We start from the raw sequence: 25,964 nt of genomic DNA on the forward strand, positions 1-25,964 counted from the left end.
GTTCGCCGGAGGAAGCACGTGACCGAGCAGGCCAACGCCGCAAGCGCCACCAAGATCGACCCGACCCAGGTCCTGCAGCGGGTGATCATGCCGCGGGACGAGGACCCGTTGGACGTGCGTCCGCTCTACCTCGACGAGCCGGAGAACGTCCACAGCCATGTGTCGGGCCGCCGCGCGGTCACGATTCCGACCTCGGCGAAGGTGTCGTTCGCCTCGTACTTCAACGCGTTCCCCGCGAGCTACTGGAAGCGCTGGACGGTCATCGAGGACGTCGTGCTGCGCATGCGCGTCCGCGGCGCCGGTCGCATCGACGTGTACCGCTCGAAGCCCAACGGCGACATCATCCACCTCGACGGCCAGGTCATCCGCAGCGCGAAGTCGTGGATCGACGTCGCGCTGAAGGTGTCGCTCAAGCCGTTCGAGGACGGCGGCTGGATCTGGTTCGACGTCTTCACCGACGACACCACGATGGAGATCGACGAGGCGGCGTGGACCACGGAGCAGGAGCTCCCCGCGCAGACCGTCGCCATCGGCATGACGACCATGCGCCCGGTCGACGCGGTCATCGCACTGCGCGCCCTCGGTGAGGACCCGGCCGTCCTCGCCGTGCTGAAGAAGGTCTTCGTCGCCGACCAGGGTGCGGTCAAGGTCCGCGAGACCCCCGGTTACGCCGAGGCCGTCAAGGCCCTCGGCGACAAGCTGGAGGTCATCGAGCAGGACAACCTCGGTGGCTCCGGTGGCTTCACCCGCGGTCTGTACGAGGCGATCGAGCACACCGACGCCGACCAGATCATGCTGATGGACGACGACATCCGCCTCGAGCCGGACGCCGTCCTCCGCTCCAACGCCTTCGCGCGCGCCGCCGCGAAGCCGGTCATCGTCGGTTCGCACATGCTGAACCTCCAGGCCCGCGCCCGCCTGCACAGCATGGGCGAGGTCGTCGACCTGGGCACCTGCTACTGGCGTGCCGCGCCGGGGGCGGTCACCGACCACGACTTCGGCACCGAGTCGCTGCGCGAGACCGAAGAGCTGCACGCCCGCATCGACTCCACCTACAACGGCTGGTGGATGTGCCTCTTCCCGCGCGAGGTCGTGCAGCGCACGGGCTACCCTCTGCCGCTGTTCATCAAGTGGGACGACGCGGAGTACTCGTTGCGCGCCCTGGAGCGCGGTTACCCGACGGTGTCGCTGCCCGGCTCGGCCGTGTGGCACATGCCGTGGACGGACAAGAACGACGCCACCGACTGGCAGGCGTACTTCCACACCCGCAACCGGCTGATCCTGGCCGCGCTGCACAGCCCGTACGACGTGCGCTCGACCCTGCTCAAGCAGGGCCTGAAGCTGTCGCTGCGGCACCTGCTGTCCATGGAGTACTCCACGGTCGTGGTGCAGCAGAAGGCGATCGAGGACTTCCTGGCCGGTCCGTCGAAGCTGTTCGACTCGCTGCGGACCGCGCTGCCTGAGATTCGCGAGCTGCGCAAGAGCTACGCGGACGCCCAGGTGCTGCCGTCCGCCCGGGAGTTCCCGCCGCCCACGTTCGACATGGTGCGCGCGGAGCAGATGCTGACGCCGCCCACGAACCCGGTGACGATCGCGTCCGAGGCCGCCAAGGCGCTCATGCACAACCTGCGGGAGCCGCAGGCTGCCACGACTGAGCGGCCGCAGATCAACGTGCCGGCGTCGAACGCCCGCTGGTTCCTGCTGGGCAACCTCGACAGCGCGACGGTCTCCAACGCGGACGGCAGCGGTGTCGCGTTCCGCAAGCGCGACCCGAAGGAGTTCCGTCAGCTCATGAAGCGGGCGGTCCGCAACTACCGCCGCCTGTCGTCGGAGTGGCCGCGGATGCAGAAGATGTACCGCGACGCGCTGCCGGAGCTGACCTCGGTCGAGTCGTGGCGCAAGGTGTTCGAGAACAACTGATCCTGGTGTGAGCGGAAGGGCCCTCGGTCCGCCGTTCAGTGCCGCCGTCGGCTGACGCGCGTGCGCGAGGTCGTCTCGCGCACGCGCGTCAGGAGCGAGCCTTCGGAAGCCCGCGGGCTCAACTTCCGGTCCGGCGGAGAAGTCCGCCCAGCCCGCGTTGATCAGTCCTTGATGCCCGTCTCCACCACGCTGCGCACGAGGAACCGTTGCAGCGCAACGAAAACCACCACGAGCGGTGTGATGGAGACCGCGGCGGCGAAGAACAGCTGCACGACGTCGATCGACTGAGCGGTGAGGAACGTCGACAGAGCCACCTGGACGGTCCACGAGTCCTGGTCCTGCGCGATCACCAACGGCCAGAGGAACTGGTTCCAGCTGGTCACGAACGCGATCACGCCCAGTGCGGCGAAGAAGCCCTTCGAGTTCGGCACCACCACTCGCCAGTACGTGCCCCAGTGGCCGAGTCCGTCGATCCGCGCCGCCTCCTCCAGCTCACGCGGAAAGTTCCGGAAGTACTGCCGGAACAGGAAGGTCGTGAACCCGCTGAAGAGTCCGGGGACCACCAGCCCGCGCAGGTCGGACAGCCAGCCCAGCGTCGAGACGACCACGAACGTCGGCACGAACGTCACCGCGGCCGGGATCATCAGCGTCGCGATCACCAGATAGAGCACCACGTTCGCGTACCGGTAGGGGATCCGCGCGAGTCCGTACCCCGCCAGGCCGCACAGCAACAGCTGTCCGAACGTCTGCGACACCGCGATGACCAACGAGTTCGTCATGCTGCGGACCATCGGCACGGCAGGGTTGCCGAAAAGCTCGGTGAAGTTCTCCCAGTGGATCTCGCTGGGCCAGAACGTCCAGGTCGGAGAGGCGATCTCCTGCTCGGTCGCCAGCCCGTTGCGCAGCAGCAGGTAGAACGGGAGCAGGAACAGCACCGCGGTGATCGACAGGGCGAGGTACCGCAACCACTTCATCGTGTGATCACCCTGCCCTGCAGCAACGTCGCGCCCGCGATCACGAGTGTGAGGATCACCGCACCCGCGGTGCCGTGGCCGAAGTCCTGGCCGCCTGATCCCAGTGCCGTGTAGTAGAGGTAGATCAGCGGTGGTCGTGCGAACGGCGGGTAGCCGTGGTCGGTGCCCAGCACGTTGTAGAACTCGTCGAACGCCTGGTAGGCACCGATCAGCAGCAGCAGCAACACCGCGATCGAGGTGGTGCGCAGCTGCGGCAGCGTGACGAACCGGAACGTCTGCCACGACCGTGCCCCGTCCAGCGCCGCCGCCTCGTACAGCACGTGGGGGATCCGCTGCAGACCCGCGAGGAACAGGATGAGGTAGAACCCGAGCTGCAGCCACAGCCGCAGCGTCACGAGCACGAGCCAGTACCAGGGCGGCGACGTCGAGACGGTCCAGGCGACGGGGTCAGCACCGAACCAGCCCAGCACCGTGTTCGCGAGGCCGGAACGCGTGCCGTTGAAGATCGACAGCTTCCACACCAGCGACGCCACGACGTAGGAACACGCGGTCGGCAGGAAGAACACCGACCGGAAGAACGTCTGCATGAAGCTGATCTGGCTGAGCAGCAGTGCCAGTGCCAGCGCGAGCACGAACGTGAGCGGCACGATGAACGCCGCGAACACGCTGAACGTGCCGAGGCTGCGCAGGAACGGCCCGTCGGTCAGCATGTCCGCGTAGTTGCGCAGGCCGACGAACTCGCTGGGCGTCACCGTGTTGCGGGCGTCGAAGAACGACAGCAGCAGGCTCCACCCGATCGGCACGTACACGAACACCAGCAGCCCGATCGCGAACGGCCCGACGAACAGCCAGAACGCGCGTCCGTGCCTCATCCGTAGAGACGCTTCAGCTCGTCGCGCACGGTCCCGGCCGCGCCCTTGAGCTCCTGATCGGCAGGAGCGCCGTCCCGGACCACCCGTGACACCGCGTCGTTGAACGCCGTCCGCATCACCGACGTCCAGTCCGGCGGGTTGGACGCCTTCGCGTTGTCCCGCACGAACTTCACCGCGTCGGCCGCCGCACCTGAGGCCAGCTTCGACGCCTTCTCCGCGATGCTCTTGCGCGGCGGGATGTGGAACCCGTAGCTCAGGTTGAAGTCCTCCTGGTAGTCAGTCTTCTCGATCCACAGCCACCGCACGAACTCCTTCGCCTCGTCGACCCGTTTGGACCTGGCGTTGACCATCGCCCCGTACGCGCCGACCGGCACGCTCGGCCTGCCCGTGGAGGTGAGCTTCGGGAACGGCAGCACGCCGAAGTCGTCGCCGAGGGCCTTCTGGATCGCCGGCACCGTCCACAACCCGGTCCACTGCATGGCGACGAGTCCCTGCGTGAACGCGTCCGGTTCCGCCCAGTCCTTCACCGCGCCGAGCAGCAGGCTGCCGCTGGTGTAGAGCTCACGCAGCTTGCCGATCGCCTGTGCCGCAACGGGGTCGTCGAACCCGACCTGGTGGTCCCGCACGTAGTCGAGCCCCGCCGACCACAGCGCGGGCCCACCCAGCACCGCGCCGCCACCGTCGTTGCCGGCGAACAGCCCCTTGACGCCGTTGCGCGTCAGCCGCTTCGAGGCGTCGACCAGTTCGTCCACAGTGGACGGCTGCTGCACGCCGGCGGCCGCGAACATGCTCTTGCGGTAGAACAACATCTGCATGTCCACGGCCTGCGGGACGCCGTAGACCTTCCCGTCAACGGTGTGCGTCGCGAGAATCGACTCGGCGAAGTCGCTCCTGGCGGCGCCGAAGACGTCGTCGAGCGGCACGACCTGACCCGCCCTCACCGAGCTGATCTGCAGGGTGGACTCGAAGACGTCCGGTCCGCCGTCGGACAGCAGGCTCGTCGCGAGCTTGGAGTCGTAGTCGCCGGGGTTCCACTGCACGTCGACCGGGGTCTTCGAGTACGCCTTGGCGTACCTCTCCACGGCCTGCTGCACCCCGGGCTCGCCGTAGGCGTGGTACCACTGCTTCAGGGCCTGGCCGTTGCCGCCCCTGCCGGTGTTCGAACCGCACGCCGCGAGCAGTGCGGACGCGCCCGCCAAAGAGAGAAGTCTGCGTCGGGAGATCACCCATCACGTCTTACTCCGATCACCTCAGGTGCGCGAGCGGTTACTCGAAGTGCGCTACCACGACGTTGGAGAAGTTCACGACGTACTCACGACCGTCCGGGCCCGCGATCGGCTGCGTGTGGCCGTTTCGGACGATCTGGGTCAGCCGGGGCGCGAGGTCTTCCCGCGTCTCGGCGGTGACCGTGAGGGTGATGGGGTTCGGGTTCGCGGTGAGGAACAGCACAAGTCGGCTCATGTCATGCAGCAAACCGCGGTCCGGGGGTGTGCTGAGGGCGGTTCCGCTACCAGCGATTCCGCCCTCAGCAGATCACTTGCGGAAGAAGCGTTCCCGCTGACCGAGGCGCACGAGCTTGAGCCACTCGACGAACGCCTTCGGGTCCCGCTTCACGGCGAGGAAGTACAGGCCGAACCGGAAGACCTCCAGCGCGCCCAGCTTCCGCATGCCCGGCTGCGACAGCAGGTAGCCGCGGTTGCGGTAGGTGTAGTAGCGCTTGACCGGGTTCTCCGGGTCCTGGGCGTGGAACTTGCCGCCCAGCATCGGCTTGAACTCGTCGGAGCCGTCCGGGTGCACGTACGCGACCCGCAGCGACGTGCCGAACGGCAGGCCGGAGCGGACCAGCCTGCGGTGGATCTCCACCTCGTCGCCGCGGAAGAACAACCGGTAGTCCGGCACGCCGATGACGTCCAGCGTGGACGCGCGGAACAGCGCGCCGTTGAACAGCGAGGCGATGCCGGGCAGGAAGCTCGTGCCGAGCTCGGCCGCCGAGCGCTTCCACGTCAGCCCGCGCCGCAACGGGAAGGCGAGCTTGTCCGGGCTGTCGATGTTCGTGACGACCGGCGAGATCTCCGCGAGCTTGCGGCGGTCGGCCTCTTCGAGCAGCACGGCCAGCACGTTCTCGTCGGCGGGACGACCGTCGTCGTCGGCCAGCCACACCCAGTCCGCGCCGAGCGAGAGCGCGTGCAGGATGCCGAGCGCGAAACCGCCGGCGCCGCCGAGGTTGCGGTGCGACGGCAGGTAGGTCGTGGGAAGCGGGCACTGCTCGACGAGGTCGTCGACCGGCTGGTCAGGGCCGTTGTCGACGACGACCAGGTGGTCGGGGACGCGGGTCTGGGTCGCGAGCGCTTTGAGAGACTCGGCCAGCAGCTCGCGGCGGTGGCGGGTGACCACCACCGCGACGACGGAGCCCTTGGGCAGTGCCTGGAGGTTCACGGTCTACTCGCCGCCATTTCCGCTGAGGACGGGGGCCTCGTCGTGCTGGTGCATCCGCTCGAGCGGGTCGAAGCCCTTGTACGCGGTCAGCACCTCACGCAGTCCGCCGTGCATCTTCACATGGCCCTCGTCCATCCAGATCGCGGTGTCGCAGAACTCCGCCAGGAACTCGTCGGAGTGGTTCGCGAACACCAGCAGGCCGGAGCGGGCCACCAGGTCCTTGAGCCGGTCGCGCGCCTTCGCCATGAACGCCGCGTCGACCGCGCCGATGCCCTCGTCCAGCAGGAGGATCTCGGGGTTGATCGAGGTGACCACACCCAGGGCCAGCCGGACGCGCATGCCGGTCGAGTACGTGCGCAACGGCATCTGCAGGTAGTCGCCGAGTTCGGTGAACGCCGCGATGTCGTCGACGCGCGATTCCATCTGCTTGCGGGTCATGCCGAGGAACAGGCCCCGGATCATGATGTTCTCGTAGCCGGAGATCTCCGGGTCCATGCCGACGCCGAGGTCGAAGACCGGCGCCACCTTGCCGATGATTCGCGAGTGGCCGCGGGTCGGCTCGTAGATGCCCGCCAGCAGGCGCAGCAGCGTGGACTTGCCGGCGCCGTTGTGGCCGACCAAGCCGACGCGCGCACCCTCCTTGAGCGACAACGAGATGTCGTGCAGCGCCTCGATGATCGGCACCCGGCCTTCGGAGCCGATCTTGCCGCCGACCTTGCCGAGCGCGAGTTTCTTCAGCGACCTCGACTTCGCGTCGAAGATCGGGAAGTCGACCGATGCGTTCCAGACGTCGATGCTGACCATGGTTGTGAGTCGACCTCCTTCTCAGACCCAGTACGAGACGCGGGCACGGTAGTTGCGCAGAATCAGCAGCGCGAGCAACCAGCCGACGACGGTGAAACCACCGACGATCGCCCAGTGGCGCCAGTCCACCGCGTGGCCGAGCAGCGGCGCCCTGACGATCTCCACGAAGTGGAACACCGGGTTGAGCTCGGCGATGAGCACGCGCCACTTGGCGTTGTCGCCGGCGACCTTCTGCAGCACGCCCGCGTCCCAGACGATCGGGGTCATGAAGAACACCAGGTTGATGAAGCTGTTCACCACCGGCGGGATGTCGCGGAAGCGGGTGCTGATGACGCCGAACAGCAACGAGATCCAGACCGCGTTCACCGCGAGCAGCACGAAGCCCGGGATCGCGAGCACGATGGTCCAGCTCAGGCCGGGGTGCACCGGTCCGTCGGCGGTGATCTGGTACGGGTGGTCGAGCGCGGGGAAGAAGATGGCGAGCACCGCCGCGTAGACCACGAGGTTGTGCAGCAGGAACAACACCTGGCGCCACACCATGCGCATCACGTGGACCGTGATCGGTGCCGGCAGGTGCTTGATGATCCCCTCGTTCGCGATGAACACGTCGGTGCCCTCGGTGACACAACCGACGATGAAGTTCCAGATGATGAAGCCGACCGTCACGTAAGGCAGGAACGTCGGGACGTTCGCCGTGAACAGCACGGAGTACAGCAAGCCGAGGGCGAGCGCTGTCGTGGCCATCGAGATGGTGATCCACAACGGACCGATGACCGAGCGGCGGTAGCGCTGCTTGATGTCCTGCCAGCCGAGGTGGCCCCACAGCTCGCGGTGGTCCCACGCCTCCCGCACGTCGGCGAACGCGCGCTTGAAGCTGCGCGACTTGACGGCAGGCGGCGCCTCGGGGTGGTCGAGGGTACTGGTGGCTTGCACGAGTACTGAGCGTACCGGCGTCCGTTCGACGACCTGGACGCCGGTACGTCACGGAGTGGTCAACGCTCGGGGATGTTGGTCACCCGCATCGTCACCTGCTCGTTGTCATAGGTGAACGCTTCATAGCTGAACTCGATCCCGGTCTGGGCGACGTACTCGCTCCACGCCTTGTGCTCGTGGTCCTGCCAGCCCGGGAAGTTGAAGTACTCGTCGAACACGATGACGCTGCCCTCGACCAACCGCGGTCCGACGAGCTCGAGCACCGTCTTCGTGGAGGAGTAGAGGTCGCAGTCGACGTGCAGGAACGTGACCGGGCCCTCGTGTGATCGCAGGAACCCCGGCAGCACCTCGTCGAACCAGCCCACGACCAGTTCGGCTCCCGGCACCTCGGGCAGCCCTTCGACGTTGAAGGCGCCGGCGGGGAAGCCGTTGCGCCAGTTCTCGGGCAGGCCCTCGAACGAGTCGAAGCCGTAGACGTCCTTGCCCTCACGAGCAGTGGCGATGATCTTCAGCGTGGTCCCCGTGTAGACGCCGAACTCCAGAGCCAGTCCGCCTTCCGGAGCCAGCGACAGCGCGTGCTCCAGCGTCTTGTGCGGGTGGCTGAACTGGCGGGCGTGCGGCATGTGGTCGCGCACGAAGTTCGCACTCTGCAGCGCTGCTTCCTGCTCACCCGCGAACACGAGGTCACGGCGGGTGCGGACCTCCAGCTGACGGGTCTGGTCGACAGTCCGGTCACCCTGGTGACGGATCTCGTCGGCCATCTTGCGGCCCAGGTCGTCCACTTGGCGCTGCAGGTCGTCGATCTGCACGCGAATGGGGGCCACGGCGTCCGCCACGATCTCGATCGCCTTCACGCGCAACTTGTGGCGCAGCTGCTTCGCCGACAGGGCGCGGCGCACCTGCTCGAGCACGATGGCTCCTCTCCAGGAAGTTCAGCGCATAGTAGAGCCCTGCACGGCAGCTGGGTCAGAGGTACTGGCCCGTTCCCTTGCCGGTCACACCGCCGTCGTGCCCCTCGGCGCCACCGCCCGCGGGAAGCGCCCGTCCGCGCATCTGCTCGAGCTGGGCCCGCGCGGCCATCTGCTGCGCGAACAGGGCCGTCTGGATGCCGTGGAACAGGCCTTCCAGCCAGCCGACGAGCTGGGCCTGCGCGATCCGCAGCTCGGCGTCGCTCGGGGTGCCCTCCTCGGTGAACGGCAGCGAGAGGCGTTCCAGCTCCTCGCGCAGCTCGGGCGCCAGGCCGTCCTCGAGCTCCTCGATGGACCGCTTGTGGATCTCCTTGAGGCGGTTGCGGCTCGCCTCGTCCAGAGGCGCCGCCCGCACCTCCTCAAGCAGCTGCTTGATCATCGTGCCGATCCGCATGACCTTCGCCGGCTGCTCGACCATGTCGGTGATGTCACCGTCCTGGCCGCCGACGATGACGACTGGCTGCTCCTGGTTCATGGTCTCCATCCTGGCCTCTTGTGCTCAACGGGGGTTATCCGGGTGGGGGCTGGCCGACACCGTGTTTGCCTTCATACGTACGGTGTGGGGCATGGCGTTCGACGTCGCACGGGTACGAGGGCTCTTCCCCGCGCTCGGCGACGGCTGGGTCCACCTCGACGCACCGGCCGGCATGCAGGTGCCAGAGCAGGTCGCCACCGCCGTCTCCACCGCGCTGCGCGCCCCGGTCTCGGGACCGGGCGGCATTTTCCCTGCCTCGCAACGGGCACAAGGCATCGTGGACGCTGCCCGCAGGGCCGTCGCGGACCTCGTCGGCGGTGATCCGGCGGGTGTCGTGCTCGGTCCGTCGTCCGCGGTGCTGCTGCAGCGGCTCGCTGACGCGATGACCGACGACTGGTTCATGGGCGACGAGGTGCTCGTCTCCCGGTTGGACCACCCCTGGAACATCGCGCCGTGGCTGCGGGCGACCCAGCGCACCGGCAGCGCGGTCAAATGGGCAGAAATAGACATCGAGACCTGCGAGCTGCCGAGCTGGCAGTACGACGAGCTGGTCACCGACCGCACCAAGCTCATCGCGATCACCGCGGCGTCCGGTGTCGTCGGCACCCGGCCGGACCTCGGCAAGATCTCCGCGGTGGCCCGTGCGCACGGGTCGATGATGGTCGTGGACGCGTCCTCGGCCGCTCCGTTCGTGCCGCTGGACATCGTTGGCATGGGTGCTGACGTGGTGGCTCTTTCCGCTGGTCAGTGGGGTGGCCCTCCGGTCGGCGCACTGGTGTTCCGCGACCCGTCGGTGCTGGAGCGGCTGCCGTCGTGCTCGGTCGACCCCACGGCGCGGGGACCCGAGCGGCTGGAGCTCGGTCCGCACGCCTACCCGATGCTCGCCGGGCTCGTCGCGTCCGTGGAGTACCTCGCGGACCTGGACGACGCGGCGTCGGGCACGCGCCGTGAGCGGCTCGTCACGTCTCTGAGCTCGGTGAAGGCGTACCAGGCCGGGCTGCTCGCTAATCTCATCAACGAACTGCGTTCGCTGCGACACGTGATGGTGATCGGCGACGCCATGCGCAGGGTTCCCGCGCTGGCGTTCACGATCGCCGGGGTCAAGGCGGAGGACGGCGTGGAACACCTCGCGTCACGAGGCGTCTGCGCGTTCGCCGACCCCGGCCAGCACGGGGTGTTCTCGGTGCTGGGCGTCGGCGAGGTCGGCGGCGCCATCCGCGTCGGGCTCGCCCACTACACGAACGCCGTCGAGGTCGACGACCTGGTGAGGGCGGTGTCCGAGCTGGGCTGAGGGACATGGGAGATCTTGCTTGGACGACTCGCTGGCTCGCGAGCTCGCCGATCTCTCGGCCCTGCAGCGCATCGGATCGCTCAACACCGAGTACCTGCCGCAGCTCTCCGGCGACCTGCGTCCGGCGGCACTGGTCGCCGTGATGGACGAGGTCGTCCTCGGCGCCAGGACGGTCCTGGTGGAGCTCGGCTGCGGCAGCTCGTCGGTCCTGCTCGCGCGGTTGCTGCGGCAGCGCGGGTTCGGGCACCTGTTGTCCATCGAGCACGACGAGCGCGTGGCCGCGTTCGTGGCCTCGCAGCTGCGGCGTGAGGGGCTGGGGTCGGTCGCGCGCGTGGTGCACGCGCCGTTGTCGCGGCATCCGGCGGCGTTGTCGCGCCACGGCCAGTGGTATGCGCCGCAGCTCGTGCACGACGAGGTGCTCGGGTACGTCGAACGGTTCGGGCTGGTGGACCTGCTGCTCGTGGACGGGCCGGGGTTCGGCGACTCGCGCTATCCGGCGCTGCCCGTGCTGCGGGCCGTGCTGGCGCCCGGCGCGACCGTGCTGGTCGACGACGTGGACCGGCCGGACGAACAAGCCGTGCTGGCGCGGTGGTCCGAGGAGTTCGGGCTGGCGTTCCGCACCGCTCCCCGGACCTCGCTCGCCGGTGCTACCGCTCTCGCGTGAGCAGCACCTTGCCGAAGACGTCGCCCTCGTCCAGCAACCGGTGTGCCTCGGCCGCGTTCGACATCGGCACCGTCGCTCCGACGATCGGCTTCACCGCACCGCTTTCGACCAACGGCCAGAGGTGCTCGCGCACCTGCGCCACGATCGCGCCCTTGCTCTCGACGGACCGGCCGCGCAGCCCGGTCGCCATCACGGACGCCCGTTTGGCCAGGAGCTTGCCGATGGGCAGCTCACCCTTCACCCCGCCCTGCATGCCGATGATCATCAACCGGCCGTCGAGCGCGAGGACGTCGATGTTGCGGGGCAGGTAGGAGGCGCCCATGTTGTCGAGGACGACGTCGGCCTGCTTCACCTCGGCCACGAAGTCCTGGGTCTTGTAGTTGACCGTGATGTCCGCGCCGAGCTCGGCGCACTTGCGCAGCCGCTCGTCGGAACCCGCCGTCACCGCGACGGTCGCGCCGAGCGCCTTGGCGACCTGGATGGCGTGCGTGCCGATGCCGCCCGCGCCGCCGTGCACGAGGAACGTCTCGCCGAGCTTGAGGCGGCCGTCCATCACGACGTTCGACCACACCGTGCACGCCACCTCGGGCAGTGCCGCGGCCGTGACGACGTCGACGCCCTGTGGCAGCGGGAGGACCTGGGGTGCCGGGACCGCGACCTTCTCCGCGTAGCCGCCGCCGGCCAGCAGCGCACACACCTCGTCACCGACGTGCCAGCCCGTCACGCCCTCGCCGAGCGCCGCGATCGTGCCGGAGCACTCCAGTCCGATGATGTCCGGCGCGCCAGGCGGTGGCGGGTAGAAACCCTGACGCTGCAACAGGTCCGCGCGGTTGACCGCACTCGCGGCGATGTCGATCAGCACCTCGCCGGGGCCGGGCACCGGGTCGGGAACCTCGGTCCACTCGAGCACTTCCGGGCCGCCGGGCTCACGAACAGTGATGGCACGCATGCGACCGACCGTAATACCGTTCGACACGTCCGGCACCATCGGATCATGGACGCCTGGCCGCTACGACATCTGGTCCTCCGCACCCCGCGCCTCGAACTGCGCCCGGACGACGACGAGGGCCTGTTCGAGCTCGTCGAGGTGGCGAAAGAGGGTGTGCACGACCCGGCGGAGATGCCGTTCAGCGTGCCGTGGACCGACAGGCTTCCGGACGACCACGGCTTCAGCATGCTGCAGCACTACTGGCGTCTGCGGGCGAAGTTCGCGGCGGACGACTGGATGATCAACTTCCTGGTGCGGTTCGACGGGAAGGTCATCGGTTCGCAGGGGATCGGTGCGCGCGACTTCGGCATGCTGCGCGAGGTCGAGACCGGTTCGTGGATCGGCAAGCGGTTCCAGGGCAGCGGTCTCGGCACCGAGATGCGGGTCGCCGTGCTGCAGTTCGCGTTCGACCACCTGGGCGCGCGCATCGCACGTTCGGGGGCGTGGCTGGGCAACCACGCGTCCAACCGCGTCAGCGCGAAGCTCGGCTACGTGCACGACGGCACCATCAGCGTCGCACCGCGCGGCGAGCGCCTTGAGCACGTGCGACTTCGTCTGGACGAAGCGAACTTCGTGCGCCCGGAGTGGAACGTCGCCGTCGACGGCCTGGACGAGTGCCTTCCGCTGCTCACGAGCTGAGATACCGACGACCGACGGTTGTGGCCCAGATCTCCTTCTTGTGAGGGTTCAGTGAGTCTCGAACGAAGGGGAACGTTCATGTCCGGCAGATCCAAGCTGGCGACTCTGCTTGCTGTTTCCGCACTTGTCGCCGTCCCGACCGCCACCGCGTCCGCCGCCGCCGAACCAGATGGCCCCGCACTCGCCAAGAAGCTCGCCAAGAAGGTGACCGCCGAGGGGATCAACCGGCACCTCATCGCGTTGCAGCGCATCGGTGACCGCAACAACGGCACCCGCGCCGCCCTCACCCCCGGCTACGACGCGAGCGTCGACTACGTCGCGGGCAAGCTCCGCGACGAGGGCTTCATCGTCTCCACACCCACGTTCAACTTCGACATCCAGGTCGTCGACGCCAAGGCCGCGAGCGTCGGCGGCGTGAACTACGAGGCGCTCGTGATGACCGCCTCGCCGCAGACCCCGGTCGGTGGCGTGACCGGCCCGTTGCGCGTGGTTCCGGAGGACGCCACCACGGGCTGCGAGGCGTCCGACTTCGCGGGCCAGGACTTCACCGGCTCGATCGCCCTGATCCGCCGCGGCGGCTGCACGTTCGCGCAGAAGCACCTCAACGCCTTCGCCGCGGGCGCCATCGCCGTGCTGGTCTCGAACAACGTCGACGGCCCGCTGTCGAACGTGACGCTGACCAACCCCGGCAAGATCCCGACCGGCGGCGTCTCGAAGGCCGACGGCACGACGCTGGCGGGCAAGGCGGGCGCCACGATCACCGTCGACATGCGCTACCACCTCGAGACCCGCACCCAGCGCAACGTCGTGGCCCAGACCCGCACGGGCCGCACCGACAACGTCGTGATGGCGGGCTCGCACCTCGACTCCGTCGAAGCGGGCCCCGGCATCAACGACAACGGCTCCGGTTCGGCCACCCTGCTGGAAACCGCCCTGCAGCTGGGCGCCAGCCCGAAGGTCGGCAACGCGATCCGCTTCGCATGGTGGGGCGCCGAGGAGCGCGGCCTGATCGGCTCGACCGAGTACGTCCGCTCGCTGACGTTCGAACAGCAGCTGGACATCGCCCTGTACCTGAACTTCGACATGGTCGCCTCGCCGAACGCCGCCTACTTCATCTACGACGGCGACGACTCCGACGGCGTGGGCGCGGGCCCCGGCCCGTACGGCTCGGCGCAGATCGAGAAGGCCTTCGCGAGCTACTTCGCGGCCAAGGGCATCCCGACCGAGGGCACGGACTTCACCGGCCGCTCCGACTACGGCGAGTTCATCGCGCAGGGCATCCCGGCCGGCGGCCTCTTCACCGGCGCGGAAGGCGTGAAGACCGCGGCCCAGGCAGCCAAGTGGGGCGGCACCGCAGGCACCGCCTACGACCCGTGCTACCACTCGAAGTGCGACAACCTCGGCAACATCGACCGCGTCGCTCTCGGCCGCAACGCCGGCGCCATCGCGTTCGTGATCGCCGCCTACGGTGTGTCCACGGAGGACGTCAACGGCGTGCCGCCGCGCTCGAAGCGCGCCGACGCCCGCGGCTCGGCCAAGATGTCGCCGGCTGCGCACGACGACCACTCGCACGCGGCCGTCGCGTAGCTCTCGCTGACGCAGGGGCCCCGCCAAGGCAGGGCTCCGGCAAAGTCGCTCGGCCGTCAACCAGGTTGTGAGGTTGGCGATTCGATCAAGAGTCGGAACTGAGCCCTTGTTGGGGTGGATGAAGGGCTCCTTCATCCACCCCAGGTTCAGGAAGGGTCCCTTCATCGACGACGCTCGCCGCGTGGGCACGCTCTCATCGGGCATATCGGGCGGGGCTGGACGACTTCGCCGGGACCCTGCCCGCCAAGGGGACCCCTGCTTTCGTTTTTCCAGAAGGGTCTGACAATTTCGGCGGGACGACCGGTCAGCCCAGGTTGTTCGTGTCGAACGTGTTGCAGCGGGCCGGATCCCCGGTCTGCAGCCCGGTCGTGAACCACTTCTGCCGCTGCGCCGAGCTGCCGTGGCTGAACTTGGTCGTGTCGACCCGCCCGCCACCGAGCTCGCGCTGGATGAAGTCGTCACCGATGCGCGACGCCGCGTCGAGCGCCGCGTTGACGTCGTCCTGGGTGATGTTCGTGATCAGCGGCTTGCCGTTGGACGCCGGGGCGGTCGTCGCGTGGTTGCCCCAGGCACCCGCGTAGCAGTCGGCCTGCAGCTCCAGCCGCACCGAGTCCGAGGTGGGGCCGGTGCGCGAGCTGACGCGGTCGGAGGTGCCGAGCAGGTTCTGGATGTGGTGGCCGTACTCGTGGGCCAGCACGTAGGCCTCGACGAACGGGCCGCCCTTCGCGCCGAACTTGGTGCGCAGCTCGTTGAAGAAGTCCAGGTCGATGTACACCTGGGAGTCGGCGGGGCAGTAGAACGGGCCGACCGCCGACGTCGCGTTGCCGCAGCGGGTGTTCACGCTGTTGCGGAAGAAGTTGGTCTTGGTGACCTTGTACGTGCGGCCGGACCGGGAGAACTGGTCGGTCCAGTAGCTCTGGATCGAGTTGATGATGGCGACGACCCGGCAGTCGCTGTCGCGGTTCGCGTCGGCGCCGGTCTTGCACTTCTCGGCCAGCTGGCTCGACTCCACCTGCGAGTTCGGGCTGAGGCCGCCGTTCTGCAGGGCGCCCGCGGGCAGCTGGACGCCGGTGAACTGCTGGATCAGGAAGTAGACGATGAGACCGACCACGCCGAGGCCACCGCCGACGCCGGCGACGCGTCCGCCCACGCCACGCTGGTCCGAAACCTGGGAAAGATCGAGATCCGCGCCTTCGTTGAACTGCACCGCAATCCTCCTGTTAAGGACCCCATGGGTGCCGCAAACGATAAAGCACCAAACACGCCTCGGTGCGGAGCCCGACGTCGGGGCACCGCACCGAGGCTTTCCCATTTGGTTGTGACGACTACGGCCCACGAAGGTTGGCGTGGGGCTCAGCCGGTGGCGCCGTGAGACGACACCGAAGCCGAGCTCAACAGCGTCGAAGTGCGCCGAGCGACGCCGAAGGCGCCTGGGCACCCGAAACCTCGTGCCCGTCGCTACACAGTCGCGACCGGACCGTTCACGTCCGATCCACTCGCGGGGATGCGACAGACCGCGTTTCGCCACAGCGAGGAGTTACCTGCACGGCACCACCTACCCCTTCTGGGCGTGGCATCCGGTGGTCTAGTTCAGTCACCTTCCGGTTGCCAGCTCGTTACCGAGCATGCGCTTGATCACGGCATATCTCAACACCTCACCCGGAACCTGAATTGGTGAAGTCAGACGGGTGACCTGCGGAGATCGACTGTGCGGACAGCAATCGCCCGGCGAGAGAACACTCGCCGGGCGATTGTGAGAATCAATCAGTTTTCGGGAATCAGGCGTTCGAACGGCGGCGCGCGCCACGACGGGCCATCACGCCCGCCGTCATCAGGCCGAGAGCGGTCAGCAGGAACTCGAGCGGGTCGGCACCGGTCTTCGCCAGGTTCGGGATCGGCGACGCCTGGAGCGACGTCTTGGTGCCCGTCTGCGGCACACCGGCGCCCGAGTCGTCACCGCTGTTGCTGCCGCCGCCGGAGTTGTTGTTGTCGCCGTTGCCACCGCCGGGCTGCTGGCCGCCCGGCTGTCCCGCTCCGGGCTGCTCCGGCTGGGGCTGCGGCTGGGGCTGCGGCTGCGGCACCTCCGGCTGCGGCTCCTCCGGCACGTCGGTCTTGCCGCAGTCACCGCTCGCGGTGCCGAGCACGGCCGCGCTGGTGCCGCAGACCGTCACTGGGGCCTCGACGCTGCCGTTGGGCTTCTCCGGCTTGGTGTCGCCGCAGCTGCCGGAGCCGCCACCGGCCACACCGACCGCGTTGCCGCACACCGTGACCGGCGCGGAGACGAGCGCCTTGTCGGCCTGGGTGCGCGCGGCCGGCTTCTCCTCGCACGTGGCGTCGCTGGTGCCCAGCACGTTGACCGCGTTGCCGCAGATCTTGACCGGCACGCTCACCAGGTTGCCGACGCGGACCTCGTCGTCGACGTTGATCGGCAGCGGAACGGCCTGGGCGAAACCGGCGGTCGCGACCATGATGCCGCCGGTCAGGAGGGCGGCGGACATGGTGCGGTTGAGGTTCTTGCGCATGACTTTTCTCCCTGGGGTGGAATGACGGATCCCTGTGCACGACTTGACGAGCCGAGGGATCAGTCGGGGGAGAACGTCGGTTCCTCCGCGCGCGCGGTGCGCGGCACGTCCTGCTGCTCGGTGCTTACGAGAGACGTAGTGGTGGTGGGTGGCCGCATCACGTGCGGCAGCGTGCCCACCGGCATCATCTGACCGCCTGCGGACGCCCCTGCGCCGCTCTGCGGGAGCGTGCCGGTGATCGGCGGCTCCGCGTGCGGTTGCGGCTGCTGCGGGGCGGGAGCGGGGTTCGTCGGCTCTGTCGTCGTCGACGGCGGCGGCGCGGGCAGCGGCTGTTGCTGTGACGGCGCCCCGGCCCGCACGGGTGCCTCCACGACCGGCGGCTGAGGTGCCACGGGTGGTTCTGGCGGCTCTGTGCGGGGGGCCGGCGGCGGAGGCAGCGGGGCTTCCGGCTGCTTCGTCGGGACCAGTCCGGTCTCGACCTTGAGCCCGAGGTCGGCGACCGGGAGCCGAACCTCGATCTCGAGGTGGTCGATCTCGACCTTGACGTCGGCGTGGGCCTCGCCCGCGCCGCCCAGCAGCCAGGCGCCGGTCACCAGACCGGCGAGCAGCAGAAACCGACGCAACCAGGACATCGGCCCTCACCCTAGATCAAATGGAGCAGCCGGACACGCGAAAAGGCCATCTCGACGACTTTCGTCGCCGAGATGGCCTTCATCCGCGTTCTGCGGTTACGGGATCTGGGTGATGCGGTCGGTCGCCGGAGCCTTCTCACCGGGGTGCGCACCGAGCCACGCGACGAACGCGTCCAGGTCGATGCCACCGCCGGTCACGTTCGTGCCCTTGATGAACTCGCTGAAGCCGTCACCGCCGCCCTGCAGGAAGCTGTTGATCGTCACGCGGTAGCTGGCCTTCGGGTCGACAGCGACGCCGTTGAGCGTGATGCCGGAGACCTTCGAACCGAAGGGCGCGGAGGCCGACCACGTGTACTTCAGTCCGGCCGAGGACTGCAGCACGAACGTCCTGGCAGCGGTGAACTGCTGCTCGAGCACGTTCTTGAGGTCCGTGCCGGTCAACGTGACCGTCTGCAGGATGTTGTTGAACGGCTGCACGGCGGCGGCTTCCTCGAAGGTCACCACGCCGTCGCCCTCGCCCTTGCTGTCCTTGTAGACCAGGTCCTGGCGCACGCCGCCGGGGTTCATCAGCGCGAGCACCGCGCCGTTGGACTTGGTGGCCTCCAGCTGCGCGTCGGCGATCAGGTTGCCCAGCGGCGACTCACCGGCGGCGTTCTGGAGCCTGACGATGTCCTCGGCGATCGTGCCGACCGGCTTGTTCGCGATCGGGGCGACCTTCTGCTTGGCCAGGTCGATCACGGCCTGGACGTCCGGGTCCGGCGTGACGGTGCGGGTGACGATCTTGTTCTCGGCCTTGGTCTCGCCGCGGATGACGTCGCGCGTCCTGCGGTCGATCTTGAGGTCGAGGACGCTGAGCTCACGCCCGAACGCCAGACCCTCGATGAACGGACGCGGGTTGCCCGCCGGGTCCTTGATCACGCAGTTGTAGTGCTGGTGGCTGTGGCCGGACAGAACCGCGTCGATCTTCGGGCTGACGTTCGCGGCGATGTAGCTGCCGGGGTTCTGCGGCGCCACGTTGCACGCGTTGGGCCCGCCACCCGGCGTGGTCACCTGGTCGCCCTGGTGCACGAGCAGCACGATCGACTTCACGCCGATCGCGTCGAGGAAGTTGGCGTACCTGTTGGCCGCCTTGATCTCGTCACCGAACCTGATCTCCTGGATGCCGTGCGGGTCGACCAGGATCGGCACGTCCTTGAGCGGCATGCCGATGAAGCCGATCGGAATCCCGTCGCGGATCTCGACCCAGAACGGCGGCAGCGCCGGCAGCCCGGTCTTGGCGTTCGTGACGTTCGCGCCGAGGATCGGGAAGCGGGCACCCTCGTACCTGTCGCGGAACTGGCAACCGTCCGTCGGGTGGCAACCGCCCCGCTGAATGCGCAGCAGCTCCTTGTACCCCTCGTCGAACTCGTGGTTGCCCGCCGCGGTCGTCTTCATGCCGATCTTGTTGAGCACCTCGATCGTCGGCTCGTCGTGGAACAGCGCCGAGACGAGCGGAGACGCGCCGATCAGGTCACCCTGCCCGACGATCACCGAGTTCTTGACCTCCTTCTGGAGGTTCTTGATGTGCGTCGCGTTGTAGGCGGCACCACCGGCGTTGACGGTCGTGCCGTCGGCCAGCGTGACCCGTCCCGACGACCCGGTCGGCGGCTCGAGGTTGCCGTGCAGGTCGTTGAGGCCGATCAGACGCACGTCCACCGTGCCCCGACCGCGCAGTGACTGGACGTCGGCCTGGGCAGGCCCGGTCGTGCTGATGACAGTGGCCGCGGCGGCGGTGATCGCCAGAACGGAAAGCCGTCTGAACGAACTCATGGGTGAGAGCCCTCTCGAAGGCGAGGTTAACGCGCGTGTACGGCGCAGCAGTCTGCCTCCCGGACGCCACGTTTGCCAGAGGAATGACTCGATCGTCATGCTCGGGTTTAGCCTTGTTCGCGTGACGTCTAGTGAGCAGGAGCCGCGCTGGCTCGACGAGGGCGAGATGCGTGCGTGGCGCACCTACGTGAACGGTTCCTCCATGCTCATGGACCGCCTGCATCGAGAGCTGCAGGACACCCACGGTGTGTCACTGGCCGACTACGAGATCCTCGTGCGCCTGTCCGAACAGCCCAACCACCGCATGCGCATGACCCAACTGGCAGAAGACGTCGCCTCCTCGAAGTCGCGCGTCTCCCACCAGGTCGCCCGCATGGAAAAAGCAGGCCTCGTCATGCGCCGCGAGTGCACCGAGGACGGCCGGGGCGTCCTCGCCGAACTGACCCAGAAGGGCATGGCCCAACTGGTCGAAGCCGCCCCGACCCACCTGCGCGGCGTCCGCGCACACATCGTCGACCTCCTCACCCCGGAGGAGGGCGAAGTGCTCGCGAAGGTGTTCGACCGGGTCATGACACACCTCCGCGAGTCGAACGGCTAGGCTTCTCGGCGGACGCCGCCGGCGTCGAGGAAGCGTGGCAGAGCGGCCGAATGCACCCGCCTTGAAAGCGGGAGACGGGCAACCGTCCGGGGGTTCAAATCCCTCCGCTTCCGCTCATGACCTCTGAACTGCCAAAACGCAGCGCAGGGCACTCCGTGCAGTACACGGTTGAGCGCGTATAGCGTGTCCAGTACACACGCTTTCGTCACTTCTGACGAAGAGCGACCTACGCTGGCGCACGGGCACAGACCAGGCACCCTATGCGGATGACCGCGACGACCTCAGGAACGCTGCCCACGCATCTGGCCCGACCTCAAGAAGGTTGAGTGCCGAGCCCTTGGAGTCGCGCACGCGCACACCGTCGCGGGCGAATGCGACCTCGACGCACTGCTCTGGGTTGCCGACGCTGTAGCTCGACTTGCGGAACTGCATCTGTTCCATGGGTTACTTCTCCTCCTGCGACGGAATGTCGTCCACCTGTGCAGCGGCGGCGGCTGATGCTGCCTCCGCACAGCGAACGAGGATCTTGCGCGCCTTGTCTCCCTCTGCCGCGACGGTCCACAGCTGGTCCATCAGGCGGTTGTAGGTCTCAAGGTCGGTAGGTGTCTCCGTGTTGATCTCGGTGTCGACGGTCTCGATCAGGACCCGATCGCCGACGATCCAGAAGCCGTTCGGTGGCACCGTTGGAAGTCTCGTCCCCAAGGGGATGATGCCGAATCGCACGCGAAGCCCGAGGAGCGCTTGCAGCCGGTCGATCTGCGCGACCATCACCTCGGGTGGGCACACGTAGTACATCAGGGCCGACTCGCAGATGAGCAGTTCAATGCTCTTCGCGCTGTCGTAGAGCGCTCGCTGCCGCTCGATGCGGATGCTTACGGCGTCGTCGGTGTCCATCGGCGTCTGCTGAAACTGCGCAGCGCTGATGAAGATGTGCCGGGCGTACTCGGCGATCTGCACCAGTCCCGGCACGACGATCACCTCGAACACGCGGATGATCGAGACGCTGCTCTCGATCTGCCTGCTGTAGTTCTGCCTGTCAGCGTGGCCCTTGTGGAGCTGGTGCTTCCATGAGGCACGGTCTATGTCGATCGAACGGAGCCACTCGCGCATCCGCTCAACCTCGGACTCCGGCGCCTCGACCGCGGTCATCCAGTCGAGGACGTCGGAGTCCGTAGGGTCTTGTCGCTTGTTCTCGATCTTGGAGACCTTCGACGCCTGCCAACCGCACCGTTCCGCAAGCTGCTTGCCGTTCAGTCCGGCCTTCTTGCGGATGCGGATCAGCTCGTTGGCGAACGCGATCCGGCGATCGTCTGGCGTGCTCACGGTCTCCTCGTCGGTGGCTAGGTCTTCACGAAATCGTCGAACGGAACTGCGGCGGTCCAAGCAAGATTGCGCCAGGACTTGTACTGCGCAACCGTAGCGGGTTCCGTAACGATCTCGGCTCCTGTCAGGCCCTCAGGGCCGAACTGAAGTACAGCGACCTTGCCGCCATCGAAGATCCAGAAGTCGTGATCAGGCAGACCTAGCTCTCGCGCCACCCGATCGGGCAGGAGACGGATCTCCTCACCGGCCTCGACGTTGGCTGGGGTTACCTCCATCTGCCATCGCAGGTACTCGGTCAACGGATCGGTGAGCTTCCGGACTCGCTGAAAGGCCCTGCCGGCCCTGGTGGCTGACTGGACGTCGTCCAGCCACCCGCTCAACCAGGCGAGATCGTCGGCGACTGGCACGCCATCACGCCACCTCTGCCACGGCTCGACCTCGTCCGCTTGGTGGTATTCGCCCTGGGCTTCCCATCGCCACGCCGACCGCTCAAACGTGCGAAAGAGGTCGGCGAACGCAGTTGGACTGATCAGTTCGGCCATCAGACCCCCGTCGGCGCGAGGTCCAGTGAGGCGACCGTGATCTCGATCAGCGTCTCGGTGTCCGGCAGGCCACGCTCGTAGGCAGTCGCGAGGGCCTCGGCGTCGGTGACCGTATTGCCCTGCATGACGTAGGTGTTCCGGCCGGTTTCGTACACGTGCGGGTACGAGTCGCTGTTGATCGTGGTCGGAGCAAAGTCGAGCAACGCGACCGGGATCTCGACGAGCGTCTCGGTGTCGAGCATGTTCCGGTCGCGAGCTGCGGCGAGGGCGTTGGGGTCGGTGACCTTGTAGCCCTGCACGACGTAGGTGCCTCGGTCCGTCTCGTAGAGGTTCGGGCAGGAGCCGCTGTTGCTCGTAGTGCCGAGGAACTTCAGGTTCATGATCATCTCCCAAGATTGCGCACTTCATTGCATGGTGTTGCGCAATCCATGCCGACGTCAACGGCACGCTGGGTGACCAGCGCGTTCAACTCTCGCTCTCTGTAGTCATCGAGTCAGCCAGCCGGAGTAAGAATGAGCAAGATTGCTCAGATTGCTTGCTTTGCTTGGGCTGGTTCGGGATGGTGTGTGGGCGGAACTGGCGCGTTCTCCCCGACTTCGCGCCAGTTCCGTGCTCCACCGATGGACCTCGAACCCACCCGCAGGCGACGGATCGAACTGTGGCCTTCAGCACCACGGATCAAGAACAGGAGGTGAGGACTGATGAGCGTCACGATCGGCGAGGTCGTTGTCGCGGTCCTGGCAGGACTGACGTTCGTCGCGCGCTTGGTGTTCGCCCTTGACCAGGCGAAGCGTGACGAGCGTGTTGCGGTCCTGCGCCGAGGACGGCTGTGACGATGCACCCGGATGTGCAACGCATGACGCGGGCTGGCTTCGACGTGCTGCCGATGCACGATCACCACGGCCGAGACGACGGGCTGTTGTTCTGGCGGTGGCCCAACGGGCGGCCGTACCTCGACGTTGCGATCGTCTTCAGCGAAGGCCCGGCGGTTGCTTCGCGTCTGCCGCCTGGCCCGGACTGGTCCGCCCCGTTCGGTCTCGTCGGAAGCACGTTGGCTCACCCGACGACGTTCGCCTCGCTCGCCGTCGAGTTCGAGCGTCGCGCTATCGCGGCGGCCGGATCTGCGTCCCGCCCAAGAACTTGGACCGTGCTGGTCGCTACGAGCGGAGCCGGTTCGCCCCAATGCACCACCTTGACCCCTGCACAGAACGGAGTTGCGACGATGGCCGCCGACGCACTGATCTTCACCGGCTCGTTCGTCTTGTTCATGCTGTTGTTGGCGGGAATCTGCCTGCACTGGTTCTTCGTCACGATGCACGGTCAGCACGCCGACGCTGACGAGGGCGCCCTCACGGTCGCCATGTTGGAAAGTCAGCTCGATGACGAGGTGCGGGGGCTGATCGAGTCGCCTGTGTTGTTCGCGCCACGACAAGGTGTGTTGTTCGAGCCACCTCAACAGGTGGTGCAACCGGTATGGACGCCGCCTGAGCTGGTTGCGGCGTAAGCGATGGCTACCCCAATCAGCGATATCGACCGCTGGCACAACGCATCGATCAAGGACGGGGACTCTCACCGGGCAGAGTCGATCGTCGACGGGGTGGTCACGCCGAGGTGCGACCGCGCGCCGTTCGAGCCGATCAGCTCGCCGCCGAAGCCGACCGATCCGGCCCATGCATGTCCCGCCTGCCTCGCGACAGAGCGCGGCCGTTGATCGGAACTCCACGACGTCCAACCACCGGGAGAGGCTGATGCACGCGCTCATCGCAAGTCCGTTCCTGAATGACCACCTGGTGTTGAAACCGGACGATCAGCGGGCGGTGAAGATCGGTTCTGGCAGGTTCGAGGAGCTGCTCGCACTATCGACGCACGCGGACAGCGCGTGTCCACAGTGGCTGGTCGATGCAGCCCAGCGGCGTTGGGGCATCGACATCACGGGCAGGCCGCTTGCCGATGCGGTGAAGGTCCGCGAGCCGTCGGAGCACGGGTACGGCCGCGCGTCGTATGAGTTGAACCTCGGATGCAACTACGACTGTCCGCACTGCTACCTCGGGGTGAAGGAGTTCGACGGGCTCGAATGGAGCGACCGTGAGCAGTTGCTGCACACGATGCGCGACGCCGGGGTGCTGTGGGTGCAGCTCACCGGCGGCGAGCCGACGATCGACAAGCTGTTCGCGCCGGTCTACGCGACCGCATGGGACCTCGGGATGATGGTCACCGTCTCGACGAACGGGTCGCGCCTGCACTCGCCGCCGATACTCGACTTGCTGACCGCACGACGCCCGTACCGGATCACGGTCAGCGTCTACGGAGCCAGCGCCGAGGTTTACGACGCGGTAACGGCACGGCGCGGCTCACACAAGGCGTTCACGACGGGAATTACGGCGGCCCACGAGCACGGCCTGCCGTTGCACTTCAACCTCGTGATCACCGATCAGAACGAGCACGAACTCGCCAAGATGACGGCGTTCGCAGAGAACCTCGGTGTCACCTACAACGTGTACTCCAACATCTCTCCCACGATCAACGGCGGTGCGGACACGCTGCCGTCGCAGTCGCCCAACTTCCTGCGCGCCCGCCGACCGTTCACCGGGTGCGGCGCCGGACACACGCACTTCCACGCTGACCCGTACGGCATGGCGAGCATTTGCAAGGTCGGTCGCGACGCACAGTTCTCGCTCGTCGACCACGGCCTCGACGCCCTGCGCCAACTCGCCGGAGTCGCTGACTCGCTGATGGGACGTACCGGCGGCTGTTCCGGCTGCGCGCTGTCGGGCACCTGCTGGACCTGTCGCCCTCTGGCCAAGCTGTACCAGACGGCGAAGGCACCCCTCGAGCGCTACTGCCAGCACGGGGGGAGGTGATTACGCATGTCCGTGGTGATGCTCGATCTGTTGCCGCCGTCGGCTGCTGTCGCAGTCGGCGAAGTGGTCGAACAGCCGGTCGCGGCCGACGCCGTTGTGATGGTCGACGACGTCGAGGTACTTGGCGCCTACAACCGGTGCAACTGCGCCGCATCGGACGACAACCCGTACTGATTGGTTGTCACCGAACCAGGTGGCCGGACGCGCGTCGCGTCCGGCCACCTTTATCGTGTCGGCTAGCCTCGCCCCGTTCACGGGCTGACGACGATGGTCGAGGAACATGCAAGAACGCATCGAGTGGAGCAGCCTGCCAGCAGGTTTGCGTAACGCGATCGGCGCACAGGTCGGACAGATCACGGCGGCACGAACCCTGTCGCAGGGGATGAATTCGGCGCTCGCCGCAGTCCTGGACACCCCCGGCGGGCAGGTGTTCGTCAAGGGCATCCGCACTGACCACGCTGGTGTCGTCGCGCAACAGCGCGAAGCGACGATCAACCCGCACGTGCAGCCGCTCGCCCCGGCGCTGCTGTGGCGGCTCGACGACGCCGACGGCTGGGACGTTTTGGCGTTCGAGTACATCGCCGGGCGCCACCCCGACTACGCCCCAGGCTCGCCGGACCTCCCGGCCGTCTTGGCGGCTGTAGACACGCTGACGTCGCTTCCGGTGCCCGACCTGCCGTTGAAGGACGCGCGGAAGCGGTGGCGCGGGTACCTCGACGACTCCGAGGCCGAGCTGCTCGGCGGCGAGACGCTGCTGCACACCGACTACAACCCGGACAACATCCTGATCACGCAGGATGGCACGCCCCGCATGATCGACTGGGCATGGCCGACTCGTGGCGGCGCGTGGATCGACCCGTGCTGCCTCGCCCTGCGGCTGATCGCCGCCGGGCACACCGCCGCACAGGCCGAGCAACTCGTGAGCCGCACGCGCGCATGGGCCTCTGCCCCTCGAACCGCGCTCGGCGTGTTCGCCCGCGCCAACGTCGACATGTGGACCGACATCGCTACCAGCGACCCACAGCCGTGGAAGCAGCGTATGGCGGACGCCGCCCGCCAGTGGGCCGACGGCCAGCTCGCCTCAGTCTGACCCCTCAAACGAGAAGAACCCTAGCGTGATCAACTT

General features: G+C 67.5%; 28 protein-coding genes, 1 tRNA gene and 1 pseudogene. 12 read left to right on the forward strand and 18 right to left on the reverse strand.

Features of this window, described 5'->3' with window-relative positions:
* Positions 1 to 18 precede the first annotated feature (18 nt).
* Positions 19 to 1,920, forward strand: a complete 1,902-nt coding sequence (locus ABZV40_RS25630; RefSeq protein ID WP_355446363.1) for a glycosyltransferase — start codon at positions 19 to 21, stop codon at positions 1,918 to 1,920.
* Between the two features lie 161 nt (positions 1,921 to 2,081).
* Here ABZV40_RS25630 and ABZV40_RS25635 read toward each other — a convergent pair whose 3' ends face one another.
* From ABZV40_RS25635 to ABZV40_RS25675, 9 genes and pseudogenes are all read right to left on the reverse strand, one after another.
* Entirely contained in the window at positions 2,082 to 2,894 is an 813-nt protein-coding gene (locus tag ABZV40_RS25635) for a carbohydrate ABC transporter permease (RefSeq protein ID WP_355446366.1), read from the reverse strand.
* On the reverse strand, positions 2,891 to 3,766 hold the full coding sequence (locus ABZV40_RS25640; protein WP_355446369.1) for a sugar ABC transporter permease: 876 nt from the start codon (positions 3,764 to 3,766) through the stop codon (positions 2,891 to 2,893). Before ABZV40_RS25640 ends, ABZV40_RS25635 begins: the two co-directional genes overlap by 4 nt.
* Positions 3,763 to 4,965 carry a sugar ABC transporter substrate-binding protein gene (locus tag ABZV40_RS25645; RefSeq protein ID WP_355446372.1) on the reverse strand — a complete coding sequence of 401 codons (1,203 nt, stop codon included), beginning with the start codon at positions 4,963 to 4,965 and terminating at the stop codon, positions 3,763 to 3,765. The genes ABZV40_RS25640 and ABZV40_RS25645 overlap by 4 nt, the downstream gene beginning before the upstream one ends.
* A 67-nt stretch (positions 4,966 to 5,032) precedes the next feature.
* The gene (locus ABZV40_RS25650) at positions 5,033 to 5,227 is read right to left on the reverse strand and encodes a hypothetical protein (RefSeq protein ID WP_355446375.1); all 195 of its coding nucleotides are present in this window, start codon (positions 5,225 to 5,227) and stop codon (positions 5,033 to 5,035) included.
* 72 nt (positions 5,228 to 5,299) lie between these two features.
* On the reverse strand, positions 5,300 to 6,202 hold the full coding sequence (locus ABZV40_RS25655) for a glycosyltransferase family 2 protein (RefSeq protein ID WP_355446377.1): 903 nt from the start codon (positions 6,200 to 6,202) through the stop codon (positions 5,300 to 5,302).
* 3 nt (positions 6,203 to 6,205) lie between these two features.
* Entirely contained in the window at positions 6,206 to 7,006 is an 801-nt protein-coding gene (locus ABZV40_RS25660) for an ABC transporter ATP-binding protein (protein ID WP_355446381.1), read from the reverse strand.
* A 21-nt stretch (positions 7,007 to 7,027) separates the two neighbouring features.
* Entirely contained in the window at positions 7,028 to 7,939 is a 912-nt protein-coding gene (locus tag ABZV40_RS25665; RefSeq protein ID WP_355446384.1) for an ABC transporter permease, read from the reverse strand.
* A 59-nt stretch (positions 7,940 to 7,998) separates the two neighbouring features.
* Entirely contained in the window at positions 7,999 to 8,850 is an 852-nt protein-coding gene (locus tag ABZV40_RS25670) for a class I SAM-dependent methyltransferase (protein ID WP_355446387.1), read from the reverse strand.
* A gap of 55 nt (positions 8,851 to 8,905) precedes the next feature.
* Positions 8,906 to 9,334, reverse strand: a pseudogene (locus ABZV40_RS25675) (bacterial proteasome activator family protein); the annotation flags it as partial.
* A 139-nt stretch (positions 9,335 to 9,473) separates the two neighbouring features.
* On the opposite strand from ABZV40_RS25675, the gene ABZV40_RS25680 reads away from it, so the two are divergent.
* Positions 9,474 to 10,673 (forward strand): cysteine desulfurase-like protein, encoded by a 1,200-nt coding sequence (locus ABZV40_RS25680; protein WP_355446390.1) that lies wholly within the window; start codon positions 9,474 to 9,476, stop codon positions 10,671 to 10,673.
* 19 nt (positions 10,674 to 10,692) lie between these two features.
* The gene (locus tag ABZV40_RS25685; protein WP_355446393.1) at positions 10,693 to 11,337 is read left to right on the forward strand and encodes a class I SAM-dependent methyltransferase; all 645 of its coding nucleotides are present in this window, start codon (positions 10,693 to 10,695) and stop codon (positions 11,335 to 11,337) included.
* Here ABZV40_RS25685 and ABZV40_RS25690 read toward each other — a convergent pair.
* A complete protein-coding gene (locus ABZV40_RS25690) occupies positions 11,321 to 12,286 on the reverse strand; it encodes an NAD(P)H-quinone oxidoreductase (RefSeq protein ID WP_355446396.1) in 966 nt (321 codons plus the stop codon). The genes ABZV40_RS25685 and ABZV40_RS25690 overlap by 17 nt on opposite strands.
* Positions 12,287 to 12,331: 45 nt before the next feature.
* Here ABZV40_RS25690 and ABZV40_RS25695 point away from each other — a divergent pair, with 45 nt between their 5' ends.
* Positions 12,332 to 12,964 carry a GNAT family N-acetyltransferase gene (locus ABZV40_RS25695; RefSeq protein ID WP_355446399.1) on the forward strand — a complete coding sequence of 211 codons (633 nt, stop codon included), beginning with the start codon at positions 12,332 to 12,334 and terminating at the stop codon, positions 12,962 to 12,964.
* Positions 12,965 to 13,042: 78 nt separating this feature from the next.
* Positions 13,043 to 14,551 (forward strand): M28 family peptidase, encoded by a 1,509-nt coding sequence (locus tag ABZV40_RS25700; protein ID WP_355446402.1) that lies wholly within the window; start codon positions 13,043 to 13,045, stop codon positions 14,549 to 14,551.
* Between the two features lie 304 nt (positions 14,552 to 14,855).
* Here ABZV40_RS25700 and ABZV40_RS25705 read toward each other — a convergent pair whose 3' ends face one another.
* The 4 genes from ABZV40_RS25705 to ABZV40_RS25720 form a co-directional block, all read right to left on the reverse strand.
* Positions 14,856 to 15,758: a neutral zinc metallopeptidase gene (locus ABZV40_RS25705; RefSeq protein ID WP_355446404.1), complete on the reverse strand. Its 903-nt coding sequence runs from the start codon at positions 15,756 to 15,758 to the stop codon at positions 14,856 to 14,858.
* A 571-nt stretch (positions 15,759 to 16,329) separates the two neighbouring features.
* Positions 16,330 to 17,073: a hypothetical protein gene (locus tag ABZV40_RS25710; protein ID WP_355446407.1), complete on the reverse strand. Its 744-nt coding sequence runs from the start codon at positions 17,071 to 17,073 to the stop codon at positions 16,330 to 16,332.
* A 59-nt stretch (positions 17,074 to 17,132) separates the two neighbouring features.
* On the reverse strand, positions 17,133 to 17,705 hold the full coding sequence (locus ABZV40_RS25715) for a hypothetical protein (RefSeq protein ID WP_355446410.1): 573 nt from the start codon (positions 17,703 to 17,705) through the stop codon (positions 17,133 to 17,135).
* 96 nt (positions 17,706 to 17,801) lie between these two features.
* Positions 17,802 to 19,514: a bifunctional metallophosphatase/5'-nucleotidase gene (locus ABZV40_RS25720; protein WP_355446413.1), complete on the reverse strand. Its 1,713-nt coding sequence runs from the start codon at positions 19,512 to 19,514 to the stop codon at positions 17,802 to 17,804.
* A 166-nt stretch (positions 19,515 to 19,680) separates the two neighbouring features.
* Here ABZV40_RS25720 and ABZV40_RS25725 point away from each other — a divergent pair, with 166 nt between their 5' ends.
* Both ABZV40_RS25725 and ABZV40_RS25730 read left to right on the forward strand, forming a co-directional pair.
* Entirely contained in the window at positions 19,681 to 20,112 is a 432-nt protein-coding gene (locus ABZV40_RS25725) for a MarR family transcriptional regulator (RefSeq protein ID WP_355446560.1), read from the forward strand.
* A 28-nt stretch (positions 20,113 to 20,140) separates the two neighbouring features.
* Positions 20,141 to 20,225 (forward strand) — tRNA-Ser (locus ABZV40_RS25730).
* 145 nt (positions 20,226 to 20,370) lie between these two features.
* Here the strand turns inward: ABZV40_RS25730 and ABZV40_RS25735 are convergent.
* The 4 genes from ABZV40_RS25735 to ABZV40_RS25750 are packed head-to-tail and all read right to left on the reverse strand — an operon-like array spanning position 20,371 to position 22,357.
* Positions 20,371 to 20,553 carry a DUF397 domain-containing protein gene (locus tag ABZV40_RS25735; RefSeq protein ID WP_030465451.1) on the reverse strand — a complete coding sequence of 61 codons (183 nt, stop codon included), beginning with the start codon at positions 20,551 to 20,553 and terminating at the stop codon, positions 20,371 to 20,373.
* Positions 20,554 to 20,556: 3 nt separating this feature from the next.
* Complete coding sequence (locus ABZV40_RS25740; RefSeq protein WP_355446416.1) at positions 20,557 to 21,435, reverse strand: helix-turn-helix transcriptional regulator; 879 nt, start codon at positions 21,433 to 21,435, stop codon at positions 20,557 to 20,559.
* Between the two features lie 17 nt (positions 21,436 to 21,452).
* Positions 21,453 to 21,977, reverse strand: coding sequence for a DUF6879 family protein (locus ABZV40_RS25745; protein ID WP_355446419.1), 525 nt, complete (start codon positions 21,975 to 21,977; stop codon positions 21,453 to 21,455).
* The gene (locus ABZV40_RS25750; protein ID WP_355446422.1) at positions 21,977 to 22,357 is read right to left on the reverse strand and encodes a hypothetical protein; all 381 of its coding nucleotides are present in this window, start codon (positions 22,355 to 22,357) and stop codon (positions 21,977 to 21,979) included. Before ABZV40_RS25750 ends, ABZV40_RS25745 begins: the two co-directional genes overlap by 1 nt.
* Positions 22,358 to 22,678: 321 nt before the next feature.
* Here ABZV40_RS25750 and ABZV40_RS25755 point away from each other — a divergent pair, with 321 nt between their 5' ends.
* The 5 genes from ABZV40_RS25755 (at position 22,679) to ABZV40_RS25775 (ending at position 25,928) form a co-directional block, all read left to right on the forward strand.
* Complete coding sequence (locus ABZV40_RS25755; RefSeq protein WP_355446425.1) at positions 22,679 to 22,810, forward strand: hypothetical protein; 132 nt, start codon at positions 22,679 to 22,681, stop codon at positions 22,808 to 22,810.
* The gene (locus ABZV40_RS25760; protein ID WP_355446428.1) at positions 22,807 to 23,481 is read left to right on the forward strand and encodes a hypothetical protein; all 675 of its coding nucleotides are present in this window, start codon (positions 22,807 to 22,809) and stop codon (positions 23,479 to 23,481) included. Before ABZV40_RS25755 ends, ABZV40_RS25760 begins: the two co-directional genes overlap by 4 nt.
* 244 nt (positions 23,482 to 23,725) lie before the next feature.
* Positions 23,726 to 24,838 (forward strand): radical SAM protein, encoded by a 1,113-nt coding sequence (locus ABZV40_RS25765; protein ID WP_355446431.1) that lies wholly within the window; start codon positions 23,726 to 23,728, stop codon positions 24,836 to 24,838.
* A gap of 6 nt (positions 24,839 to 24,844) precedes the next feature.
* On the forward strand, positions 24,845 to 25,012 hold the full coding sequence (locus ABZV40_RS25770; RefSeq protein ID WP_355446434.1) for a hypothetical protein: 168 nt from the start codon (positions 24,845 to 24,847) through the stop codon (positions 25,010 to 25,012).
* Positions 25,013 to 25,118: 106 nt separating this feature from the next.
* A complete protein-coding gene (locus ABZV40_RS25775) occupies positions 25,119 to 25,928 on the forward strand; it encodes a hypothetical protein (RefSeq protein WP_355446437.1) in 810 nt (269 codons plus the stop codon).
* Positions 25,929 to 25,964: the final 36 nt, after the last annotated feature.

Origin of the sequence: Lentzea sp. NPDC004782 (assembly GCF_040609115.1) — a bacterium.
Classification (GTDB): Bacteria; Actinomycetota; Actinomycetes; order Mycobacteriales; family Pseudonocardiaceae; genus Lentzea.

What these genes read in the sequence shown, in the direction of transcription:
- ABZV40_RS25635 (WP_355446366.1), bottom strand. Translation starts at nt 2,894, where the DNA reads ATGAAGTGGTTGCGGTACCTCGCCCTGTCGATCACCGCGGTGCTGTTC.
- ABZV40_RS25640 (WP_355446369.1), bottom strand. Translation starts at nt 3,766, where the DNA reads ATGAGGCACGGACGCGCGTTCTGGCTGTTCGTCGGGCCGTTCGCGATC.
- ABZV40_RS25650 (WP_355446375.1), bottom strand. Translation starts at nt 5,227, where the DNA reads ATGAGCCGACTTGTGCTGTTCCTCACCGCGAACCCGAACCCCATCACC.
- ABZV40_RS25660 (WP_355446381.1), bottom strand. Translation starts at nt 7,006, where the DNA reads ATGGTCAGCATCGACGTCTGGAACGCATCGGTCGACTTCCCGATCTTC.
- ABZV40_RS25680 (WP_355446390.1), top strand. Translation starts at nt 9,474, where the DNA reads ATGGCGTTCGACGTCGCACGGGTACGAGGGCTCTTCCCCGCGCTCGGC.
- ABZV40_RS25690 (WP_355446396.1), bottom strand. Translation starts at nt 12,286, where the DNA reads ATGCGTGCCATCACTGTTCGTGAGCCCGGCGGCCCGGAAGTGCTCGAG.
- ABZV40_RS25695 (WP_355446399.1), top strand. Translation starts at nt 12,332, where the DNA reads ATGGACGCCTGGCCGCTACGACATCTGGTCCTCCGCACCCCGCGCCTC.
- ABZV40_RS25700 (WP_355446402.1), top strand. Translation starts at nt 13,043, where the DNA reads ATGTCCGGCAGATCCAAGCTGGCGACTCTGCTTGCTGTTTCCGCACTT.
- ABZV40_RS25710 (WP_355446407.1), bottom strand. Translation starts at nt 17,073, where the DNA reads ATGCGCAAGAACCTCAACCGCACCATGTCCGCCGCCCTCCTGACCGGC.
- ABZV40_RS25715 (WP_355446410.1), bottom strand. Translation starts at nt 17,705, where the DNA reads ATGTCCTGGTTGCGTCGGTTTCTGCTGCTCGCCGGTCTGGTGACCGGC.
- ABZV40_RS25720 (WP_355446413.1), bottom strand. Translation starts at nt 19,514, where the DNA reads ATGAGTTCGTTCAGACGGCTTTCCGTTCTGGCGATCACCGCCGCCGCG.
- ABZV40_RS25725 (WP_355446560.1), top strand. Translation starts at nt 19,681, where the DNA reads ATGCGTGCGTGGCGCACCTACGTGAACGGTTCCTCCATGCTCATGGAC.
- ABZV40_RS25735 (WP_030465451.1), bottom strand. Translation starts at nt 20,553, where the DNA reads ATGGAACAGATGCAGTTCCGCAAGTCGAGCTACAGCGTCGGCAACCCA.
- ABZV40_RS25745 (WP_355446419.1), bottom strand. Translation starts at nt 21,977, where the DNA reads ATGGCCGAACTGATCAGTCCAACTGCGTTCGCCGACCTCTTTCGCACG.
- ABZV40_RS25750 (WP_355446422.1), bottom strand. Translation starts at nt 22,357, where the DNA reads ATGAACCTGAAGTTCCTCGGCACTACGAGCAACAGCGGCTCCTGCCCG.
- ABZV40_RS25755 (WP_355446425.1), top strand. Translation starts at nt 22,679, where the DNA reads ATGAGCGTCACGATCGGCGAGGTCGTTGTCGCGGTCCTGGCAGGACTG.
- ABZV40_RS25765 (WP_355446431.1), top strand. Translation starts at nt 23,726, where the DNA reads ATGCACGCGCTCATCGCAAGTCCGTTCCTGAATGACCACCTGGTGTTG.
- ABZV40_RS25770 (WP_355446434.1), top strand. Translation starts at nt 24,845, where the DNA reads ATGTCCGTGGTGATGCTCGATCTGTTGCCGCCGTCGGCTGCTGTCGCA.
- ABZV40_RS25775 (WP_355446437.1), top strand. Translation starts at nt 25,119, where the DNA reads ATGCAAGAACGCATCGAGTGGAGCAGCCTGCCAGCAGGTTTGCGTAAC.